Here is a 16,417-nt window from a genome sequence, read left to right as displayed (position 1 = left end):
ATGAAAACTATCGAATTACACATCACATTACAACCACAGGTATTAGATACACAAGGGCAAGCTTTAAATCGTGCGGTTCATGATTTAGGTTATAAACAAGTTAATGATATTCGTGTAGGTAAAGTCTTATATATGACAGTAGATGAGGCTACAGATGAAGCGGTTCATAATGTTATTACTACTTTAAGTGAAAAATTATTTGCCAATACAGTTATTGAAGAATATAGCTATAAAGTGTTGGAAGAAGGAGAGAAAGCATAATGAAATTTGCAGTGCTTAAATTTCCAGGCTCTAACTGCGACAGAGATATGTATAATGCAGCTTTAAAAACAGGTGTAGAGGCTGATTACGTTGATTATAGAAATACATCATTAGCTGGATATGACGGCGTACTAATTCCAGGTGGTTTCTCATTCGGTGATTATTTACGTTCAGGTGCAATGGCGAGTGTTGCTCCAATTATTAATGAAGTAAAACGCTTTGCAGATGAAGGTAAGCCAGTGCTAGGAGTTTGTAATGGGTTTCAAATTTTGACAGAAATAGGACTGTTACCAGGCGCTTTATTGCACAATGATTCACATTTGTTTGTAAGCAGAAATGAATCGTTAAAAATTGTTAATAACCAAACACCATTCACTAATTTATACGAAGAAAATGAAGATGTTATTTATCCAGTAGCCCATGGTGAAGGTCACTACTATTGTACTGATGCAATGTATAAAGATTTAGAAGCTAATAATCAAATCATTTTAAAATATAATGAAAATCCTAATGGTTCATATAATGACATTGCAGGAATCGTCAATGAACAAGGTAATGTTTGTGGAATGATGCCTCATCCAGAGCGTGCAATTGAATCAATCTTAGGTACAGATAGTGGCGTGAAATTATTTGAAGCAATGGTAAATAGTTGGAGGGAACAAAATGTCTAAATTTATTGAACCTAGTGCAGAGGAAATTAAGTTAGAAAAACTATATCAAGATATGGGTTTAAGTGATAAAGAATATGATAAAGTGTGTGAAATTCTAGGTCGTGAACCAAATTTTACTGAAATAGGTATTTTTTCTGTAATGTGGAGTGAACATTGTTCGTATAAACATTCGAAACCTTTCTTAACGCAATTCCCAACTTCAGGTAGTCATGTATTAATGGGACCAGGTGAAGGTGCAGGCGTAGTTGATATTGGCGATGAACAAGCAGTTGTTTTTAAAGTTGAATCACATAACCATCCTTCAGCAGTCGAACCTTATCAAGGTGCTGCTACAGGTGTTGGTGGTATTATCAGAGACATTGTATCGATAGGTGCAAGACCAATTAATTTACTTAATAGTTTGCGCTTTGGTGAATTATCAGAAAAGCAAAATCGCCGTTTATTACGTGGTGTTGTTGCAGGTATAGGTGGTTATGGTAACTGTATCGGTATTCCAACTACAGCTGGTGAAATTGAATTTGATGATCGTTATGATGGTAATCCTTTAGTAAATGCGATGTGTGTCGGAATTATCGATCACGATATGGTACAAAAAGGTACAGCTAAAGGTGTTGGCAACTCAGTCATCTATGTAGGTTTAAAAACAGGTAGAGATGGTATCCATGGTGCGACATTTGCTTCTGAAGAATTGAGTGAAGATAGTGAGAGTAAACGTCCTTCAGTACAAATCGGTGATCCATTTGTAGGTAAAAAATTAATGGAAGCAACACTAGAAGCAATTACATTTGATGAGCTTGTAGGTATTCAAGATATGGGTGCTGCTGGTTTAACTTCTTCATCATCGGAAATGGCGGCCAAAGGTGGAAGCGGCTTACATTTACAACTTGAAAAGGTGCCAACACGTGAACAAGGTATCTCGCCATATGAAATGATGCTTTCTGAAACACAAGAACGTATGTTATTAGTTGTTGAAAAGGGAACAGAAGATAAATTTTTAGAATTATTTGATAAACATGAATTAGATAGTGCAGTTATTGGTGAAGTAACAGATACAGATCGCTTTGTATTGTCTTATGAAGGAGAAGTATATGCTGATATCCCAGTTCAACCACTATCTGATGAAGCACCAGTATATGTATTAGAAGGTGAAGCACCTGAGTATAATAATGAAAAGAATGACTATAGTAATGTAGACGTTAATCATGTATTTGAGCAGCTGTTACAACATCCAACAATTGCTTCTAAGCGCTATTTATATGAACAATACGATCAACAAGTCGGTGCTAATACAATTGTAAAACCAGGCTTACAAGCTTCTGTTGTGCGTGTTGAGAATACGAAGAAAGCTATTGCATCTACAATTGACGGTGAAGCAAGATATGTATTCAATAACCCATATGAAGGTGGGAAAATGGTCGTTGCAGAAGCGTATCGTAATTTAATTTCGGTGGGTGCAACACCATTAGCTATGACAGACTGTTTAAACTATGGTTCACCTGAAAAGAAAGAAATTTATCAACAATTAGCCGATTCAACTAAAGGTATGGCTGAAGCATGTGAAGTATTAAGTACTCCAGTTGTATCTGGGAACGTGTCATTATATAACGAAACACGAGGCACTTCAATATTCCCAACACCTGTCGTAGGTATGGTTGGATTAATTGAAGACATTGATTTCTTAAATGATTTCACACCAAAAGCGAACGACAAGGTATATTTAGTTGGTGATACAAAGGATGATTTTGGTGGAAGTCAAATAGAGAAATTATTATATAAAGAAGTAAATCATGAATTTGAAGCAATTGATTTATCAGATGAAGTTAAAAAAGGTGAAGCAATTAAATCGGCTATTCGTTCGGGTGTCGCATCTCATGTACAAACAGTTGGTAAAGGTGGATTATTACTAACTTTAGCAAGATTCAGCGCACACTATCGTTTAGGTTTAGATGTAAATGTAAACCTATCAAATGGACAATTATTCAGTGAAACACAAGGTCGATACATTGTAATTGCTAAAGAAGGTCAAACACTTGATATTGATAATGCTGTAGAGATTGGTTCAATTACTGATAATGGCCAATTCAATGTTGCTAATAATGACATTAAGGTATCACGAGAAGTTTCAAATCTCAATGAAATATGGGAAGGAGCTATTCCTAAATGTATGACATCAGTGGATTAAATGAAGAGTGTGGCGTATTCGGTATTTGGAATCACCAAGAAGCGGCACAACTAACATATATGGGATTGCATAGTTTACAACATCGTGGTCAAGAAGGGGCTGGCATCGTTTGTTCCAATGGGGAGAACCTCATTGGTGAACGTGGCCTAGGTCTATTAACAGAAGCAATTTCTGATACTCAATTAGAATCATTTAAATCATATCAACATGCAATTGGACATGTTCGCTATGCTACATCAGGAAATAAAGGAATTGAGAATATTCAACCATTTTTATATCACTTTTATGATATGAGTGTTGGTGTTTGTCATAATGGTAATTTAATCAATGCACAAAGCTTAAGAAGATCTCTAGAACATCAAGGTTCAATTTTCCATTCGTCATCAGATACAGAAGTAATTATGCATTTAATTCGTCGTAGTAAAGCACCAACATTTGAAGATGCTTTACAAGAAAGTTTAAGAAAAATTAAAGGCGGATTTACTTTTGCATTATTAACTAAGGATGCTTTATATGGCGCTGTTGACCCAAATGCAATTAGACCGCTTGTAGTTGGTAAAATGAAAACAGGTGCATATATAATAGCAAGTGAAACTTGCGCAATTGATGTACTTGGTGCGGAATTTGTTCGAGATATTCATGCAGGAGAATATGTTGTCATTAACGACGATGGTATCAGAGTTGAATCATATACACGACATACAACGACTGCAATTTCAGCAATGGAATACATTTATTTTGCTAGACCAGATTCTACAATTGCAGGAAAAAATGTACATGCAGTAAGAAAGCAATCTGGTAAACAGTTAGCAACAGAGAGCCCAGCACCCACAGCTGATATGGTCATTGGTGTACCAAACTCATCTCTATCAGCAGCATCAGGTTATGCTGAAGAAAGTGGTTTGCCTTATGAAATGGGCTTAGTTAAGAATCAATATGTTGCAAGAACATTTATTCAACCTACTCAAGAATTACGCGAACAAGGTGTTAGAGTTAAATTATCAGCAGTTAAAGATATTGTTCATGATAAGAATATTGTCTTGGTAGATGATTCAATTGTACGTGGTACAACGAGTAGACGTATCGTTCAAATGTTGAAAGATGCAGGTGCAAACGAAGTTCATGTACGTATCGCATCACCAGAATTTATGTTTCCTAGCTTTTATGGTATTGATGTATCAACAACGGCAGAGTTAATTTCAGCCAATAAATCACCAGAAGAAATTAGAGATTATATTGGTGCAGATTCTTTATCTTATTTAAGTGTTGATGGTCTAATCGATTCTATTGGACTTGATCAAGATGTACCATATAGTGGGTTATGTGTAGAAAGCTTTACAGGTGACTACCCTGCTGGATTATATGACTATGAAGAAGAATATGTGAAGCATTTAAGTGAACGCCAAAAAACATACTTGAAAAATAATAAACAATATTTTGATAAAGAGGGGAATATTCATGTCTAAAGCATACCAACAAGCAGGTGTTGATATAAACGCAGGTTATGAAGCAGTAGAACGTATGTCTAGTCACGTCAAACGAACAATGCGTAAAGAAGTACTTGGAGGACTTGGTGGCTTTGGAGCTACATTTGACCTTTCACAATTAAATATGAAAGCACCTTTACTCGTATCAGGTACAGATGGTGTGGGTACGAAATTAAAATTAGCTATCGATCATAACAAGCATGACACGATTGGTGTGGATGCAGTTGCAATGTGTGTCAATGATATTTTAACAACAGGTGCTGAACCACTTTATTTTCTAGATTATATTGCAACAAACAAAGTGGTACCGGAAGTTATTGAACAAATTGTTAAAGGCGTTAGTGACGGATGTGAGGAAACAAACACTGCACTTATTGGTGGTGAAACTGCCGAAATGGGTGAAATGTATCACGAAGGTGAGTATGATTTAGCTGGATTTGCTGTAGGTGCTGTTGAAAAGGACGAATATATTGATGGCAGTAATGTTAAACCTGGTCAAGTGATTATTGGTCTAGAGTCTAGTGGTATCCATTCAAATGGCTATAGCTTAGTTAGGAACCTTATTAAAAAATCAAACGTTGATTTACAAGAAAAATTTGACGCTCAACGTACTTATTTAGAAACATTTTTAGAGCCGACACGTCTCTATGTAAAACCAGTTCTTGCTGTAAAGGAAGCTATTAAAATTAATGCGATGACACATATCACTGGTGGTGGTTTCTATGAAAATATTCCTAGAGCATTGCCTGAAGGTGTTACTGCAAAAGTAGATACAACTTCATTCCCAACATTACCGATATTTGATTGGTTGCAACAACAAGGCGAAATCGAAACAGCTGAAATGTATAATGTTTTTAATATGGGTATCGGATTTACAATTATCGTTGAAGCACAAGATGCCGATAAAGCATTAGCAATATTAAAAGAGCATGATGTTAAAGCATATAAAATTGGTGAAATTGTTGAAGGCACAGAGCCAATTCAATTAACGGGGGTATAAAATGACCAAAATAGCAATTTTCGCGTCTGGTTCTGGAAGTAATTTTGAAAGTATAATGACAGAAATTGAAGCAGGTCGTTTATCTCATATTGAAGTGACAGCATTATATACAGATCAAGTGAGTGCTTATTGTATAGAACGCGCTAGAAAATTTAATCTCGATGTGCATATTAATGAGCTGAAAAACTTTGATTCTAAAGCTGATTATGAACGTAAAATAATAGAGTGGTTAACCGCTGAAAAAGTAGAATGGATTGTACTGGCCGGTTATATGAAATTAATCGGTGAGCATATTTTAAATGCTTATGATCGACGTATATTGAATATCCATCCGTCTTTATTACCGAAGTTTAAAGGTAAAGACGCTATTGGACAAGCATTCGACAGTGGTGAAACAGTTACTGGTACTACGGTGCATTACGTTGATAGTGGTATGGATACTGGTGAGATTATAGAACAACGTTCTTGTAAGATTTATCCAGATGATACAAAAGAACAATTGGAAGAGCGAATCAAGGAAATAGAACATCAACTTTATCCAGAAGTTATTGCAAAAATTATTCAATAAGAGGTGCCAATACTAATGAAAAAAGCAATTTTAAGTGTTTCAAATAAAAGTGGAATTGTGCCGTTCGCGCAATCTTTAACAGAACTAGGTTATGAATTATATTCTACTGGTGGTACAAAAAAAGCTTTAGTCGAAGCGGATGTACCAGTTAAATCAATTTCAGACTTAACACAATTCGAGGAAATTATGGATGGTCGAGTTAAAACATTACACCCTTCAGTACATGGTGGTATATTAGCTGATCGAAATAAACCCGAGCATTTAGAGCAATTAAAGGAACAGCAAATTGATTTAATCGATATGGTAGTCGTTAATTTATATCCATTTAAAGAAACAGTTGCGAACCCAGATGTAACAGAAAGTGATGCAATCGAAAATATTGATATCGGTGGTCCTACAATGCTACGTGCTGCCGCAAAGAACTTTAAACATGTAACAACGATTGTTCATCCTGCAGATTATAATGAAGTAATTGATAGAATTAAAAATGATCAATTAGATGAAACTTATCGCAAATCATTAATGGTTAAAGTATTTGATCATACAAACGAGTACGATGCAGCGATTGTTGAATTTTTCAAAAATAGTAAAGAAACATTGCGCTATGGTGAAAACCCTCAACAAACAGCATCATTTGTACGTACTTCAAATGCAGCTCATACATTAGCTGGTGCAAAACAATTACACGGTAAACAATTAAGCTACAATAACATTAAAGATGCAGATGCAGCATTAGCATTAGTGAAACAATTTGATCAACCAGCAGCAGTTGCAGTTAAACATATGAACCCTTGTGGTGTAGGTGTAGCTGATACGATTGAACAAGCTTATCAACACGCATTTGAAGCTGATGACCAATCAATATTTGGTGGGATTGTTGCCTTAAACAGAGCTGTAGACACTAAATTAGCAGAATCATTACATGGTATTTTCTTAGAAGTCATTATTGCACCGAAGTTTACTCAAGATGCATTAGATGTTTTAAGTAAAAAGAAAAATATTCGTTTGTTAGAAATTGATATGACTATTGATAACAGCGAACAAGAAATCGTTTCAGTGTCGGGTGGTTATTTAGTTCAAGATAAAGATAATGTTGTATCTAAACGTGAAGATATGACAGTCGTTACGGACGTTGAACCAACAGAAGCACAATGGGATGCAATGTTACTGGGTTGGAAAGTAGTAGCATCAGTTAAGAGTAATGCTGTTATTTTAAGTAACACTAAACAAACAGTAGGTATTGGTGCAGGCCAAATGAATCGTGTAGGTTCAGCGAAGATTGCAATTGAACGTGCGATTGAAATCAATGATGATGTTGTAATGGTGTCTGATGGTTTCTTCCCAATGGATGATACTGTTGAATTAGCTGCACAACACGGTATTAAAGCTATAATTCAACCAGGTGGTTCAATTAAAGATCAAGATTCAATTGATATGGCCAATAAACACGGTATTGCAATGGTAACTACAGGTGTAAGACACTTTAAACATTAATTTATGGAGGCAATAACATTATGAAAGTACTTGTCGTAGGTGGAGGCGGAAGAGAGCATGTCTTAGCACATAAATTAAATCAGTCACCACTCGTAAAAGAAATTTTTGCAATTCCAGGTAACGATGCAATGACTGCAGTCGCAGAGGTTCATAGTGAAATTGCAGAAACGAATCATGAAGCTATTGTGGCATTTGCTAAAGATCATCAAATCAACTGGGTAATCATAGGTCCAGAACAACCATTGACTGAAGGTTTAGCAGATAAGTTACACAGTGAAGATATCAAGGTGTTTGGACCAAATCAAGCTGCGGCTCAAATTGAAGGTTCTAAACTGTTCGCCAAACAATTAATGGCGAAATATGATATTCCAACTGCAGAATATAAAGAAATTACTAACAAGCAAAGCGCTATAGATTATATCCAAACTTGTGAATATCCAGTCGTTTTGAAAAAAGATGGTTTAGCAGCTGGTAAAGGTGTTATTATTGCCAATAATTATGATGAAGCCTTGGCTGGAATTGAGGAACTTTATCCTGAAGAAGAAGGTATTGTTGTCTTTGAACAGTTTCTAGAAGGTGAAGAATTTTCACTCATGACCTTTGTTAATGGTGATTATGCTGTACCATTTGATTGCATCGCTCAAGATCATAAGCGAGCTTATGACAATGATCAAGGACCTAATACGGGTGGTATGGGCGCATATTGTCCGGTACCGCATATTGGTCAAGATATCTTACAACAAACAAATGATACAATTGCGCAACCGATTGCTAATGCACTTGTTAAAGAAGGGTATCAGTTTTTTGGAGTGTTATATATTGGTGCCATCATTACTGCAGAAGGGCCTAAGGTGATTGAGTTTAATGCACGCTTTGGTGATCCTGAAGCACAGGTCCTATTAACGCGTATGGAAAGTGACTTAATGCAACATATCATTGATTTAGATAATAAACAGCCGTTGCATTTTAAGTGGAAAGATGATGCGGTGGTAGGTGTTATGTTGGCATCTAAGGGGTACCCAGGTAGTTATGATAAGGGCGAGAAGGTTTCTGGCTTTAGTCTTGATGGCAGTTATTTTGTTAGTGGATTGAAGAAAGAAGATAATGCGTTTGTGACTTCTGGAGGTCGTGTGATTTTGGCACTGGGCGAAGGTGTTGATATTGCGACTGCAAAAGCAAATGCCTATAAAGCAGTTGACCAAATTGAAAGTGATGCACTATTTTATCGTACTGATATTAGTGATAAAGCGATGAAATAATTATTTATATGTGATTAGAAACGGATGATATGTTCATCCGTTTTTTTATTATAGGAAATTTCACAATATTTTAATGTACAAAAAGCAATTGTCCTCCTATTTAATAAAGACAATTGCTTTTAGTATGATACGGTATTTAATATTGGATAAATTGAAATGAAAATTTTGAGATTAATAAATATTTGTTATTCGAATATCTTGAATACCAGTAATTGGTAATAATACTGATAAAAAATAAGCGCAAACTGCAATTAGGATAATTATTATGACAAAGAGAATATCTTTATAAGAAAACGGGGCGTAATAATAGTAAGTACGTTTTCCGTCTTTAAAGCCCTTTTTCTCCATGGCAACTGATAGTTGATGTGCTTTTCGAATATTTTGACTTAATAATGGGATAATTAAATGTTTCATCCGTTTTAAACCACTGTAATTGCTTCGGTCTATCATTTGATAGCGCATCTTCACTGATTTTCTTAGCTCGATTAAAGAGCTAAACATAAGCGGAACCATACGAATTGCAGCCATAAATGCATAGGCAACTTTAGGTTTGACCTTTAAATGTTGCATGAGACTGTAAAAAATCATAACAATTTGTGAAGTGAAAGCAATAAGAATACCGAAAAATGCAACAGTTGAAGTACGCATTGCTAAATGCAACCCTCTATATAAACTTTCAGTTGTAATATGAATGAAACCTAGTTTAAACAGTGTATGTGTACCATCACCATAGAAAATCATAAATAAGGCGGAAATGATACTAAAGATGACTGTAAAAAATACAAAAGGTAACGTGATCTTAAATTTTATACCGTTAAATATGAGCATAAATATTAAGATTAATGACATAAAGTAAACCATATAATCAAATTCGTGTATTAATATAACGAAGAAAAATAACAATACACCAAGTATTAACTTCGTGATGATATTAACATCGTCTACGAAGGACTGCTGCTTCTTCCATTGATCAAACATTAATATCACCCATTTCTTCTATTAAGAATTGATTTTCAACATTAAACTTTCGAGTAGCATATCGTGAGATTATCTCGTTATCATGTGTGACCATTATAATTGTTTGGCCCGATTGAACACGCTTTTGGAATAGTTTAATTAAATTAAATGTATTATGGCTATCTAGTCCAAATGTAGGTTCATCTAACAAGATGAATCTTGAAGATGAACTTAGCGCTATTGCTACACTTAAACGTCTTTTCTGACCAATAGAAAGTTCGAAAGGGTGCTGCGTTTGTACAGAATTGAGTTGTAATGTTGTTAACATATTTTCAGTTTCTTGTTTGGCTTGTTCAACCGTGTTTTGCTTATTTTTAAATTGAATATAAATTTCATCATATACTGAGTTTGTAATAAATTGAGATTCAGGATTCTGATAAACTAAATACATGTGTTGCGCAGCTTGCTTAATTTTTGTGATTTTTTTGTTATCTATGAATAAGTCACCTGAATATTTCAGGAGTTGCATCATCGATTCGAGTAATGTCGTTTTACCCGTTCCATTACGTCCTGTTATGGTAATCCATTCACCTGATTTAATTGATAATTCAGGGATTTGTAATAACCGTCTTTTTCCACGTTGTATCGTAATATCTTGGAAATTTACAACGCTCTGAGTTGTAAAGTGCAGTGAGTGTTTATTTAAAGGCTTTGGTGCGTAATCCCATGCATGTGGATGCCAGACACCATATTCGGATAATAGTGACTCATAATGCTTTAAAATGATTTCAGGTGTCTCATCGGCAATGATTTCACCATCATAATTGAAGAGTATGACACGATCAATGTGTTGCCATATATGCTCTACTTTATGTTCGACAATAATCACTGTTTTGTTATCCCATATTTGTTTGATTTTTTGCCATAAATCTACTGTGGCATAAACATCCAACATTGCTGTAGGTTCATCTAAGAAAAGTGTGTTTGTTTCTTGTAAAATAGTCTCGGCTATCGCTAGTTTTTGTTTCATACCACCACTCAATTGATTGATGTATTGATTTTTATCAACGTCTAAATCAACTGCAGCCAAAGCATTGTCGATACGTTCATCCATTTCTTCTCTAGGAACTTGTAAATTTTCCAACACAAATGCCAATTCTTCATATACTTTAGGCATACAAAATTGTGTATCTGGATCTTGGAAAATGACCCCACAATCTTTGTCTATATGAAGTTCGTCATATTTCATTGGAAGGTCTACTAATTCTGGCACAATACCACTTAACACATTGAGTAAAGTACTTTTACCTGAACCAGATGGACCAAGTAAAAGTACCTTTTCTTTACTATTTATATTTAAGTTTAAATTATTGAATATTTTTTTATCTGCATTTGGATATTTTAATCGTAAATTTTTTATGGATATCAATATTGTGACTCCTTATAAATTGTCGTAGTCATGTTTTGTAGCTGGTCTAAATAATTTTGTAACACCAGTTTGGTCGAGGGCTCTGACGATATAATAGGAAAGGAGTCCAGCTACAACAATTCCACTAATTACTCTACAACCTATATATAAAGCTAAGTTCCAACCTGCAATCTCTCCTAAATAACCATATGCAAAATCAATTGGTAGCGTTGCAATTGCAGTTAAGAATCCTGCTAACATTGCTACCATTGCACTACGTGATTTATATCTAAAAATTAAAAAGATAATTTCACAGGCTAAGCCTTGAACTAATGCATAAATCATTGTAGCAATGTCGAAACGTCCCATAATAATTGTTTCTCCTGCACCGGCAGCAAATTCAGCAAGTAAGGCAATACCTGCCTTTGGAATGATGAGATAAGCAACTACGGCCGCCATAAACCAAGCGCCATACGTTAATTCTTCAAGATGCAAACCTGTAATTTGAACTGCCTTATAAACAAAGTTCCAGAGATTATAAATCACTGCAAATACCACTGCAATCAATACAGTAACAAGTATTTCAGATAGTTTTAAATCTTTTGACATAATACTTTCCTCCCAAATAAAAAAACGCACAACCTTCTAGAAAAAGTGCGCGCTTAGATATTGGCATACAGATACTCAAATAAATTATTCAGTATCGCAATACACTTTCCTACGCTAGTTTAATCTAGATCAGGTTCAAAGGGTTTGAGGGTATACCTCATCTCAGTCACAAAACACCCCTAGTGCGAATGTTATATTTAAATTTAATTATAATGTATGACTTTTTCAATATTATGTCAAGGTTACTTTTTTAATAAAAGGGTAAATGACAAGTTAATAAATCGTATGAATTGGTGTCTGTATAGCTGAAGTTTTGGTGTTAAATAGGGTTGATAGACATATAAATAGGGTGATGCGTAAAGCATCACCCTAAATCTTTATAATGTTTGACATTATAAACGTCTATTTTAATTAATCCAATGTGTCTTGAATATTCTTTTTAGTTTCCTCTACATCATCTGATGATGACTCTTTTTGTTCTTTTAATTTTTCTTCTGCTTCTTTTGCTTGTTCAGCAGCTTTTTTGTTTAATTCTTCTTTACTCATATGTGACACTCCTTATTGATGTTTGATTATATAGATGGTATACCACATAATATTAACTATAAACATAGCTTGATTGTGCTGTTATTTACATTAAATTTTAAAACAAAAAATAAAATTAACGAATTTAATGAAATAATTGTTTAATATCATTAGTAATGTGGAATTTTGACAATACAACTAATCTATCATACTAAAGACTTATTTATTAGATTATTAAAGACAAGAACTAAATGTTCATATATAATAACTTTGAGGTGAATGGTATGTCTTTTATAAAGAAACACGCCGAGATACTATATAGCTATATCATAGGCATCGTTTCGCTTTTCACAGGTCTCATCATTTTGGTTAATTTACCTTTAATTCATAAATTGAATGGTAAAGGTAAACCAGAGTTACATATCCATAATGTATGGGATTTTATTAATGCTTTTTTCAGTGAAATAATTAGGGTGATGAGTAACTATATAGGGAACTTCCCAATAGTAAGCGCCATAATCATTATTTTATTTGGTGTCGTTGTCCTATTATTAGGTATGACACTGTATAGAACGACAGGTTATGACTATGATATTTCAATCTTCTTTTTAGTTATTGGAATTTTATTTTTCTTAATTACACTAATTTTAATGACGCAAGTTTATAGTTTCTTTGCTATTATTTTTGTCATTCCTTTTGCTGTGCATATTGGTTACATTGTGTATAAGGATGAGTTAAATAAGCATCATAGAAAGTACCATTATTTATGGATTATTTTCACATATGGTATTAGTTATTTATTAACGCAAATTGTGCTTTATGGCAGAATTGATAGTGACGAGATTGTCCCAGTTGATATTCTTAGTGTTAACACATTTTTCTTAATTATGTGGTTGTTAGGTCAAATGGCAATTTGGAACTTCTTATTCTTGAGAAGATCACTGCCTTTAACTAAAGAGGAATTGGGTGAGGAAGCCCCAGAGCTTTCTAGAGCTAGTAAAGACTCGGTATCAAATCAAACTAAAGAACATTGGAAAAATTTACAAGACAAAACTACAGAATTTACACGTAAAACAAGAAGAAGTGTGGATATTCAAAAGGCTAGAGAAAAGAAAGATAAGTTTATCGAAAAATGGAAGAATAAAATTGATATTCAAGAGGACGATGTTCCAAATTGGATGAAGAAACCAAAATGGTTAAAGCGCGCATATGTAGAACTTATATGTGGTGCGGTATTACTATTTTTTACATTAATTGAATTCAATAATAGAAATTCATTATTTGTGTCAGGAGACTGGGAAATTTCACAGACGCAATATGTAATTGAATGGGTAACATTGTTCTTACTAATGATTATTATTATTGTATATATTTTGACGACACTTACAAATTTCTTACGCGGCAGATTCTATTATCTTCAATTGTTTATGGTAAGCATATTATTCTTTAAATTGTTAACAGAATTTGTAAATATTATGGTTCATGGATTGTTATTATCAATATTCATTACACCGATTTTATTTATCATGTTAATAGCAGTCATTGTCGCGTTTACGATTAAGTTACGACAACCTTCAAATGATTAAAGTATAATGTGAGTAGACGTTACCTATCTTCCTATATGATTTAGGAAGGTAGGTTTTTTTATGTATTTAAGTAAAGTTGAGTAACGGGATCTTACATTACTAAAAAGTACTGATATATTTAGATTTTTAATGTAACAATGTATATGAAATGATAGAATAGATAAGCAAATTAAAATCATACTAAATAGTAGAAAGGCTGTCATAATATTATGAAAACTGCCACATTAAATAAAGGAAAAGAAACAAAATATTTAAATCAATATCCATTAGTTGAAGCGGATGATATATACGATCATGACCATTTGAAAGAAGGGGACTTATTTTATATCGTTAACGATCAAGGTATTTATATTGCTACAGCATATGTAGGAAGACAACATAAGGGACTTGGTTGGGTATTAAGTTATGAGCAAGACGAAGAAATTAATATACCATTTTTTGAAAGATTGTTTGAACTAGCAAAAGAAGAAAGAACTTATTTCTATAATATAGACGGTACAAATGCTTTTAGATTATTTAATGGTGAAGGTGATGGTATAGGTGGATTAACAATAGATAACTATAACGGTCATCTATTAATTCAATGGTATTCTAAAGGCATTTATAAATTCAGATATCAAATATTAGAAGCATTAAAGACAGTGTTTGATTATACTTCTATTTTTGAAAAAATGCGTTTCAAAGATGCTGAGATTACAGGTGGTTTTGTAGAAGGAGTAGCTCCAGAATTCCCAATTGTAATCGAAGAAAACTTTACTTTTTATAATGTAGATTTAGATGATGGTCCAATGACTGGCATATTTTTAGATCAAAAAGAAGTAAGAAAAAAATTAAAAGAGCACTATTCTGATAATCGCAACATGCTTAATGTGTTTAGTTATACGGGAGCATTTTCAGTTGTTGCTGCAGACAATGCCAAAAATACGACAAGTGTAGATTTAGCCAATCGCTCTAGACCTTTAACTGAAGAGAACTTTGGTTTGAATGGCATTGATCCTAAATCACAATATATTTACGTTATGGATACTTTTGATTTTTATGGCTATGCGAAAAGGCATGATTTATTTTACGATACAATTGTTGTTGATCCACCTAGCTTCGCTAGAAATAAGAAGAAAACTTTTTCAGTATTAAAGGATTATGATAAATTGATTCTTGGAGCATTAGATATTTTAGCACCAAACGGCACAATGTTATTATGTACCAACAATAGTACTTTTTCATTAAAAGCCTTTAAAAAAGTTGTTAAAGAAACTTTAGAAAATGCTGGTGTAGCATATGAATTACAAGATGTAATGGGTTTGCCTAAAGATTTTAAAACGCATGCACATTATAAACCTTCAAAATATTTGAAAGCAATTTTTGTTAAAGTACTATAAAATATGTGAATTTGGGTATAAATTTTATATGGTCATTTTTTATAAGGAGTGTATAAGATGGGCTTGAAAAATAAATTTACTAATAAATTTACAAAAGAAGTAGGAAATAAGGTTTTAAATATAGAAGATATCAAAGAAAAACATCAATTACCTGTTAATTTATTTGAGGTAGATGAGAGACGTGAACGCGCACAAGCATTAGTGAAAAAGAAATCGCTATTGTCATCAAGTGTTAGTGTGGTACCTATTCCAGGGCTAGACTTCGGTGTGGATATCAAACTAATGAAAGATATTATAGAAGATGTAAATAAAATATATGGCCTTGACCATAAACAAGTTAATAGCATGGGAGATAGTGTTAGAGAACGTATCTATGCACTAGCTGCTATACAAGGGAGCCAATTTATTGGCAAGAAAATATCTGATGCTATCTTAAAAGTAGTCATTCGTGATGTAGCTAAACGCGTGTTAGCGAAACAAACAAAATGGTTCCCAATTTTAGGGCAAGCAATATCAGCTTCAGTGAGTTATTATTTTATGAAAAAAATAGGCGATGAACACATTGCAAAATGTGAAAAAGTAGTTAAAGAATTACTTTAAATCGTGAGCGTTTTCATAAAATCTTCAATTATTGCTGATTATTGTCATATCAGGGTAATAACGAATTGAATTTCTATTTATAATTTGGTAATGTTATTATATAAAACTATGCTAGGTTTTATAATAAACTAACGATTCTAACTATACGAAGGAGAAATCATATTATGGAACAAAAATCATATGTAATTATTGACGAAACAGGTATTCACGCTCGTCCAGCGACTATGCTTGTTCAAACTGCTTCAAAATTCGATTCAGATATTCAATTAGAATATAATGGTAAAAAAGTTAACTTGAAATCAATCATGGGTGTTATGAGTTTAGGTGTAGGTAAAGATGCGGAAATCACAATCTATGCCGATGGTAGCGATGAAGCTGATGCAATTTCTGCAATTACAGACATCTTATCTAAAGAAGGTTTAACTGCTTAA

Annotated in this window: 16 protein-coding genes and 1 riboswitch; of the genes, 12 read left to right on the top strand and 4 right to left on the bottom strand. The window is 33.6% G+C overall.

The genetic code is table 11. The annotated features are described in order from the left end of the window. The 8 genes from purS to purD are packed head-to-tail and all read left to right on the top strand — an operon-like array spanning position 1 to position 8,922. Positions 1-261 (top strand): phosphoribosylformylglycinamidine synthase subunit PurS, encoded by a 261-nt coding sequence (purS, locus tag ACF91D_RS23860; RefSeq protein ID WP_042739874.1) that lies wholly within the window; start codon positions 1-3, stop codon positions 259-261. Next, complete coding sequence (gene purQ / locus ACF91D_RS23855; RefSeq protein WP_042739875.1) at positions 261-932, top strand: phosphoribosylformylglycinamidine synthase subunit PurQ; 672 nt, start codon at positions 261-263, stop codon at positions 930-932. The genes purS and purQ overlap by 1 nt, the downstream gene beginning before the upstream one ends. Then, on the top strand, positions 925-3,114 hold the full coding sequence (gene purL, locus ACF91D_RS23850; RefSeq protein WP_042739876.1) for a phosphoribosylformylglycinamidine synthase subunit PurL: 2,190 nt from the start codon (positions 925-927) through the stop codon (positions 3,112-3,114). The genes purQ and purL overlap by 8 nt, the downstream gene beginning before the upstream one ends. Further along, positions 3,093-4,580, top strand: a complete 1,488-nt coding sequence (purF, locus tag ACF91D_RS23845) for an amidophosphoribosyltransferase (protein WP_107512255.1) — start codon at positions 3,093-3,095, stop codon at positions 4,578-4,580. The genes purL and purF overlap by 22 nt, the downstream gene beginning before the upstream one ends. After that, a complete protein-coding gene (purM, locus tag ACF91D_RS23840; RefSeq protein WP_107527379.1) occupies positions 4,573-5,601 on the top strand; it encodes a phosphoribosylformylglycinamidine cyclo-ligase in 1,029 nt (342 codons plus the stop codon). Before purF ends, purM begins: the two co-directional genes overlap by 8 nt. A gap of 1 nt (position 5,602) precedes the next feature. Then, on the top strand, positions 5,603-6,169 hold the full coding sequence (gene purN / locus ACF91D_RS23835; RefSeq protein ID WP_107512253.1) for a phosphoribosylglycinamide formyltransferase: 567 nt from the start codon (positions 5,603-5,605) through the stop codon (positions 6,167-6,169). A gap of 15 nt (positions 6,170-6,184) precedes the next feature. After that, positions 6,185-7,663, top strand: coding sequence for a bifunctional phosphoribosylaminoimidazolecarboxamide formyltransferase/IMP cyclohydrolase (gene purH / locus ACF91D_RS23830; protein WP_042739880.1), 1,479 nt, complete (start codon positions 6,185-6,187; stop codon positions 7,661-7,663). Positions 7,664-7,683: 20 nt separating this feature from the next. Next, a complete protein-coding gene (purD, locus tag ACF91D_RS23825; protein WP_107527380.1) occupies positions 7,684-8,922 on the top strand; it encodes a phosphoribosylamine--glycine ligase in 1,239 nt (412 codons plus the stop codon). A gap of 171 nt (positions 8,923-9,093) precedes the next feature. Here purD and ACF91D_RS23820 read toward each other — a convergent pair whose 3' ends face one another. The 4 genes from ACF91D_RS23820 to graF form a co-directional block, all read right to left on the bottom strand. Further along, positions 9,094-9,900 carry an energy-coupling factor transporter transmembrane component T family protein gene (locus ACF91D_RS23820; protein ID WP_232161364.1) on the bottom strand — a complete coding sequence of 269 codons (807 nt, stop codon included), beginning with the start codon at positions 9,898-9,900 and terminating at the stop codon, positions 9,094-9,096. Beyond that, positions 9,893-11,308 (bottom strand): ABC transporter ATP-binding protein, encoded by a 1,416-nt coding sequence (locus tag ACF91D_RS23815; protein ID WP_107527997.1) that lies wholly within the window; start codon positions 11,306-11,308, stop codon positions 9,893-9,895. Before ACF91D_RS23815 ends, ACF91D_RS23820 begins: the two co-directional genes overlap by 8 nt. Positions 11,309-11,320: 12 nt before the next feature. After that, entirely contained in the window at positions 11,321-11,896 is a 576-nt protein-coding gene (locus ACF91D_RS23810; protein ID WP_107527998.1) for an ECF transporter S component, read from the bottom strand. Positions 11,897-11,985: 89 nt separating this feature from the next. Next, positions 11,986-12,087: riboswitch (TPP riboswitch) on the bottom strand. Between the two features lie 220 nt (positions 12,088-12,307). After that, a complete protein-coding gene (gene graF, locus ACF91D_RS23805) occupies positions 12,308-12,442 on the bottom strand; it encodes a glycopeptide resistance-associated protein GraF (protein ID WP_198643875.1) in 135 nt (44 codons plus the stop codon). Positions 12,443-12,705: 263 nt separating this feature from the next. Here graF and auxA point away from each other — a divergent pair, with 263 nt between their 5' ends. The 4 genes from auxA to ACF91D_RS23785 all read left to right on the top strand — a co-directional run bounded on the left by auxA (position 12,706) and on the right by ACF91D_RS23785 (position 16,417). Beyond that, positions 12,706-14,007 carry a lipoteichoic acid stability factor AuxA gene (gene auxA, locus ACF91D_RS23800; RefSeq protein WP_107589486.1) on the top strand — a complete coding sequence of 434 codons (1,302 nt, stop codon included), beginning with the start codon at positions 12,706-12,708 and terminating at the stop codon, positions 14,005-14,007. 209 nt (positions 14,008-14,216) lie between these two features. Then, a complete protein-coding gene (locus ACF91D_RS23795) occupies positions 14,217-15,386 on the top strand; it encodes a class I SAM-dependent rRNA methyltransferase (RefSeq protein WP_107527899.1) in 1,170 nt (389 codons plus the stop codon). A gap of 57 nt (positions 15,387-15,443) precedes the next feature. Beyond that, a complete protein-coding gene (locus ACF91D_RS23790) occupies positions 15,444-15,986 on the top strand; it encodes a hypothetical protein (RefSeq protein ID WP_042739887.1) in 543 nt (180 codons plus the stop codon). Positions 15,987-16,150: 164 nt separating this feature from the next. Then, positions 16,151-16,417 carry a phosphocarrier protein HPr gene (locus tag ACF91D_RS23785; RefSeq protein ID WP_042739888.1) on the top strand — a complete coding sequence of 89 codons (267 nt, stop codon included), beginning with the start codon at positions 16,151-16,153 and terminating at the stop codon, positions 16,415-16,417.

The sequence above is a fragment of the Staphylococcus sp. 231237_7MaSpsaltlick genome, assembly GCF_043107035.1.
Note: the sequence above shows the minus strand (reverse complement) of the source record. Positions and strands in the feature narration are given on the sequence as shown.